Raw genomic sequence first — 4670 nt, 5'->3', positions numbered from 1 at the left:
CCCACGAGCACGAAACCAACCACTACGCTCAACGCCAGCCCCAACCGGCGGCTGGAGTCAACGCATAGAGCCTCCACAGATCCCGGAGCGGTTCACCGAAGGATGCAGGCCAAGTCCTGAATGTGATGCTTGTGACTCGCTGCGTTAGGCCCTGTCCGATGGGTCGTGGCTCGCTTGGGCGTCAAGGAAGCGGTGCGGCGATGATGTGCGGGTGTTCTACGAAGATCTCAGCGAGTACGACTACCAGGACGAGGATGCGTTCACGGACAGGGAGTCGGGCTTCTACGCGCTCTGGTACCGCCCGGCGTACACCCGCCTGAGCGTTGGGTGGTTGGAAGCCGGCAAGCCGTACTCGACGGGACCGGTCCCCACCGCGTTTGTGGAGAAGCTGAAGGCTGTTCAGCAGGTCCAGTGGATGAATGTCTGTCTCGGGGTGCACGAATGCGACCTGTGCCTTGAGGAGAAGGCTCCGGAAGGGAACGGGGAGGTTCGGATCCCGGGCGAGCCTGGGGTCGCCTATGCCGCTCCGTTCCTGATCACGCACTACGTCACCGATCATGGTTACCGACCGCCGCAGGTCTTCATCGACGCCGTGCTCGCCGTCGATCTCGACGCGTGGGCCGCCGCGCGATGGCCCAACGTCCCCTTCCCCTGGGTCCCGGATGACGCCGAACGCATGCTGGAGTAGGCCCGAGCGAACCTACGTACGCAGCCAGAGCCGGATCGAGGCGACGGTGACCGTCCCGTGAAAGACGTAGGCTCTCTTGTCGTAACGAGTCGCGACCGCACGGAAGATCTTTAGCCGGTTGATCGTCCGTTCCACTTCGTTGCGGCGCCGGTAGATCTCTCTGTCGAACCCGGTCGGACGGCCGCCCTTACTGCCGCGCCGCCGACGGTTGGCACGCTGGTCCCTGGGCTCCGGGATCGTGTGCTTGATCTGGCGTCGCAGATAGCGACGGTTGCGGCGCGACGAATAGGCTTTGTCGCCGCCAAGGTGATCGGACCGAGTGCGTGGGTGTCCGCCGGTCGGCCGCGGAACCCGGATCTGTTCCAGTACGGGGATCAATTGTGGGGCATCGCCCCACTGGCCGGGAGTGATGACGAAGGCGAGGGGGCGACGTCCACCCTCGCCCGCCACATGAATCTTGCAGGTCAGGCCGCCTCTGGAACGACCCAAGGCCTCGTCTGTCCGGTGCCGGACCGGCGTGCTTCGTCTGCCGGGAACGCTCGGTGGGCGGGAGTGAGCACCTGCCGCATGCTGGTGAGCCCGGCAGGAGGTGGAGTCCACGCTGACCATGCTCCAGTCGATCCGGCCCTCGGCATCGGCGTCGGCCTGGACGGCCCGCAGGATCCTCTCCCACGTGCCGTCTGCTGACCACCTGCGATGACGGTCATGAACCGCCTTCCATTTCCCGAAACGGGACGGCACATCCCGCCACGGCGGGCCAGTCCGCTGCCGGAACCGGCCCCGTTGATCACCCGGCGGTGGCACTGCCATCGTCCACCCCGTCCCGCCCTCCTCGGCAGATGTGGTTCCAGCCGAGCCCATTCGTCATCCGAAAGATCACCCCGGCCCACAACGACCGAAACGATCCACCAGGGGGCGGGTCACGCGACCCATCGGACACGGCCTAGGAGAGGGTGATCGCGACCGCCGCGCCGAGCGGCGCACCCGCGTTGCCCGGACACCCGAGAAGTGAGCCATGCATGACCAACACTCCTGAAGAAGAGCCGACCGCCACGAGCGAGCAGGATGAGCGCACCGGTGAGCCGGAGACCGCAGCAGACGGTGTGATTCCCGACCTTCCGGATCCCATCGAGCTCAGGTGACGTCTCAGGGATCTCCGCTTGAAGGGCTTCCGGCCTTGATGCTGGCTGAGCCCCTAAGGTGTGTCCGGTGGAGCGGGTACTTGCCCACCGGACACGCTCCAGCCCTGCGGAGCCGGACGGAGCTTCGGTTTGGCCACGCATCCGTCCGGTCCATCCAATGACCCGTTCGGCGGGCGACCCGATCCGTGCCGGGAGCGCCCGCCCCGAAGCTGCTCCGGGCGGTCCCGCGTCAGTCGATGACGCAGACGTTGCCGCTCGCCGGGTTCAGCAGGCCGACGATGTCGATGGTGTTGCCGCACACGTTGATCGGCACCTGGATCGGCACCTGGATCACATTGCCGGAGACGACGCCGGGCGAGCCCACCACTGCCCCTTTGGCCCCGGCGTCGGCGAAGGCAGCCCCGGAGCTTCCGAGGATGGCTGCCGCAGCCGGAGTGCAGGCGGCGACGGTCGTACGGATACGCATTCCCTCCCATGGATGGTGATCTCGAACCGGCGGAGCCAGTGGGCAGAACTGCCCGAGGAGCGCCGGCCGCACGGGAGAAGATCTCCGGCTCGGCCCGGTACAAACGACTCAGGCACCCGGTTCCACCGAACCGGTGACAACCTCGATTCGCGCAGTACAAAGGCCAGTTGAGCAGTCGACCCACCGGACACCCTCTAGGTGTTGCGGGACATGACGTTGGTGGCACCGGTCGACGCCAGTGAAACCGGGGTGCCTCGGCAGGCTTCGGTCGGGTAGCGTGCGGACCATGTCGAGTCCTGAGTCAGACAGGTTGGGGGCTTTCGGTCACGCCGTCAGCCCCCTGAACCACTGAGCTCACAGCCTGTTGTCGCGCCGCGTTCTGCGGTCGGACAAGTGCGCCCTTGGGGCTGGCCGCGGTGACGAGATGACCTTCTCGTGCCTCTCCTCACCTCGGAGCCACTCGATGCCTTTTCCGCTGTACCTGCTTGCCCTGGCGGTCTTCGCCATGGGCACCTCAGAGTTCATGCTCGCCGGCCTCCTGCCGGACATCGCCTCAGGCCTCGGCGTCACCGTCGGGACAGCGGGCACGCTCACCTCGGCGTACGCGATCGGCATGATCGTCGGTGCCCCGCTCATGGCCGCACTTGCCCGCAAGCTGCCCGGACGATCGAGCCTGCTCGGGTTCGTCCTCGTGTTCCTGTCAGCCCACGTCTTGGGCGCCGCCACCGATAGCTTCGCGGTCCTGTTCGCGACCCGGGTCATCGCGGCACTCGCGAACGCCGGGTTCCTCGCCGTCGCTCTGACGATCGCCGCCACACTGGTCCCTACGGACCAGAAGGGGCGCGCGCTCGCCGTGCTGCTGTCGGGCACCACGGTGGCCATGGTCGCCGGCGTCCCCGGGGGATCGGTGCTGGGCACCCAGCTCGGCTGGCGGGCCACGTTCTGGGCCGTCGCCGCGCTCTGCCTGCCCGCAGCCATCGGCGTCCTCACCGGCATCCCGGCGCGCCGTGGACAGAAGGGCGCAGCTGAGGGGCCGCCCCTGCGAGCGGAGCTCGCACAGCTTGGGGGTCTGCGGTTGCTCGTGGTCGTGCTGCTCGGCGCGCTGGTGAACGCGGCGACCTTCGCCGGCATCACGTTCCTTGCCCCGGTCGTGACCGGCACCGCCGGGCTGGGCGAGCTGTGGATCTCCGTCGCCCTGGTGCTTTTTGGCGTCGGCTCGTTCATCGGCGTCACCGTCGCCGGACGGCTGTCCGACCAGCACCCCGGCCTGGTCCTCGCCGCTGGCGGCCCGCTACTGCTCATCGGCTGGCCTGCCTTGGCGGTGCTGGCTGACCGGCCGGTCGCACTGCTCGTTCTCGTGTTCGTCCAGGGTGCGCTGTCGTTCGCGGTGGGCAGCACCCTGATCACGCGGATCCTCTACGAGGCGGCCGGGGCCCCCACCATGGCTGGCTCCTACGCGACCGCGGCACTCAACATCGGCGCCGCCGTCGGACCGCTCATCGCCGCAACCACCCTGACCACTGCGGTCGGGGACCTCGGGCCGTTGTGGGTGAGTGGGCTTCTCGTCGCGGTCGGGCTGCTCATCGCGGTCCCCTTGCGCACAGTAGTCGTGGCCGGCCGGGGCAGCGAGGTGCTCCGGTGACGCATGCAAACGCCCCATTGACCGTCGAGGGACGCCGCAGGCTCATCGAACGCTGCCGCACCCGTCCGATTGCTCACGTCGCCGCCGAGGCCAGCGTCTCCCGGGCCTGCCTGTCCAAGTGGCGGAACCGGTACGACACCTACGGCGAGACAGGGCTGAGGGACCGCTCCAGTGTTCCGCACCCCTCACCGACCCAGACCCCGCCCGAGATCGTCGAACGGATCGAGCGACTGCGGCGGAATCACAAGTGGTCCGCTCGCAGGATCACGCTCGAACTCACGGGCCAGGGTGTGCGGATCAGCGAACGCACCGTGGGCCGGTGGCTGGAACGCCTGGCCGACAACGGCGCCAACTACCGCGCCGCGTTCTTCACGCGCTCCCTGACCTCCCGAGCCTCCCACCACCAGCGGACCAGGCCCTACACGCCCCGGCACAACGGCAAGGTCGAGCGGTACCAGCGCATCCTCGCCGAAGAGCTGCTCTACGCCCGTCACTGGGTCTCGGAGGAGGAACGGGCCCGGGCGATCGCGGTCTGGAACGTCCATTACAACTACCACCAGCCCCACACCACAGCCGACAACCGTCCTCCAGCCTCACGCCTCCGCAGGAGCATTACCAACGTCATGGCCAGCAACATCTAGGTGTATTGACCTGAAGCGTTGTTGACGCGGCTGATCGGTGGTTGGCCGCCGAGTGCGGTGTGGCAGCGGTGGTGGTTGTAGGTGTGCAGGA

Annotated in this window: 6 protein-coding genes; 4 read left to right on the top strand and 2 right to left on the bottom strand. The window is 67.7% G+C overall.

Going from position 1 to position 4670, the window contains the following annotated elements; translation table 11 throughout:
• The first annotated feature begins 211 nt into the window (after positions 1-211).
• Positions 212-688, top strand: a complete 477-nt coding sequence (locus tag ABT288_RS49530; RefSeq protein ID WP_351623384.1) for a DUF7919 family protein — start codon at positions 212-214, stop codon at positions 686-688.
• Positions 689-700: 12 nt separating this feature from the next.
• Here ABT288_RS49530 and ABT288_RS49525 read toward each other — a convergent pair.
• Positions 701-1578, bottom strand: a protein-coding gene (locus tag ABT288_RS49525; protein WP_351623383.1) for an IS5 family transposase whose coding sequence is annotated in 2 segments (ribosomal slippage) — positions 701-1464 and positions 1464-1578 — 879 coding nt in all. Because the reading frame shifts where the segments join, the coding sequence is not laid out codon by codon here.
• Positions 1579-1707: 129 nt separating this feature from the next.
• On the opposite strand from ABT288_RS49525, the gene ABT288_RS49520 reads away from it, so the two are divergent.
• Positions 1708-1830, top strand: a complete 123-nt coding sequence (locus ABT288_RS49520; RefSeq protein ID WP_351623382.1) for a hypothetical protein — start codon at positions 1708-1710, stop codon at positions 1828-1830.
• Between the two features lie 229 nt (positions 1831-2059).
• Here ABT288_RS49520 and ABT288_RS49515 read toward each other — a convergent pair whose 3' ends face one another.
• Complete coding sequence (locus ABT288_RS49515; RefSeq protein WP_351623381.1) at positions 2060-2296, bottom strand: chaplin; 237 nt, start codon at positions 2294-2296, stop codon at positions 2060-2062.
• 463 nt (positions 2297-2759) lie between these two features.
• Here ABT288_RS49515 and ABT288_RS49510 point away from each other — a divergent pair, with 463 nt between their 5' ends.
• Positions 2760-3938 carry a Cmx/CmrA family chloramphenicol efflux MFS transporter gene (locus ABT288_RS49510; RefSeq protein WP_351623380.1) on the top strand — a complete coding sequence of 393 codons (1179 nt, stop codon included), beginning with the start codon at positions 2760-2762 and terminating at the stop codon, positions 3936-3938.
• Positions 3935-4579: a helix-turn-helix domain-containing protein gene (locus ABT288_RS49505; protein ID WP_351623379.1), complete on the top strand. Its 645-nt coding sequence runs from the start codon at positions 3935-3937 to the stop codon at positions 4577-4579. The genes ABT288_RS49510 and ABT288_RS49505 overlap by 4 nt, the downstream gene beginning before the upstream one ends.
• The last annotated feature ends 91 nt before the right edge of the window (positions 4580-4670 follow it).

Origin of the sequence: Streptomyces sp. NPDC001093, from assembly GCF_040298985.1 — a bacterium.
Taxonomy (GTDB): domain Bacteria; phylum Actinomycetota; class Actinomycetes; order Streptomycetales; family Streptomycetaceae; genus Streptomyces.
This window is presented reverse-complemented; position numbering and strand designations above follow the sequence as displayed.

What these genes read in the sequence shown, in the direction of transcription:
- ABT288_RS49515 (WP_351623381.1), bottom strand. Translation starts at nt 2,296, where the DNA reads ATGCGTATCCGTACGACCGTCGCCGCCTGCACTCCGGCTGCGGCAGCC.
- ABT288_RS49520 (WP_351623382.1), top strand. Translation starts at nt 1,708, where the DNA reads ATGACCAACACTCCTGAAGAAGAGCCGACCGCCACGAGCGAGCAGGAT.
- ABT288_RS49510 (WP_351623380.1), top strand. Translation starts at nt 2,760, where the DNA reads ATGCCTTTTCCGCTGTACCTGCTTGCCCTGGCGGTCTTCGCCATGGGC.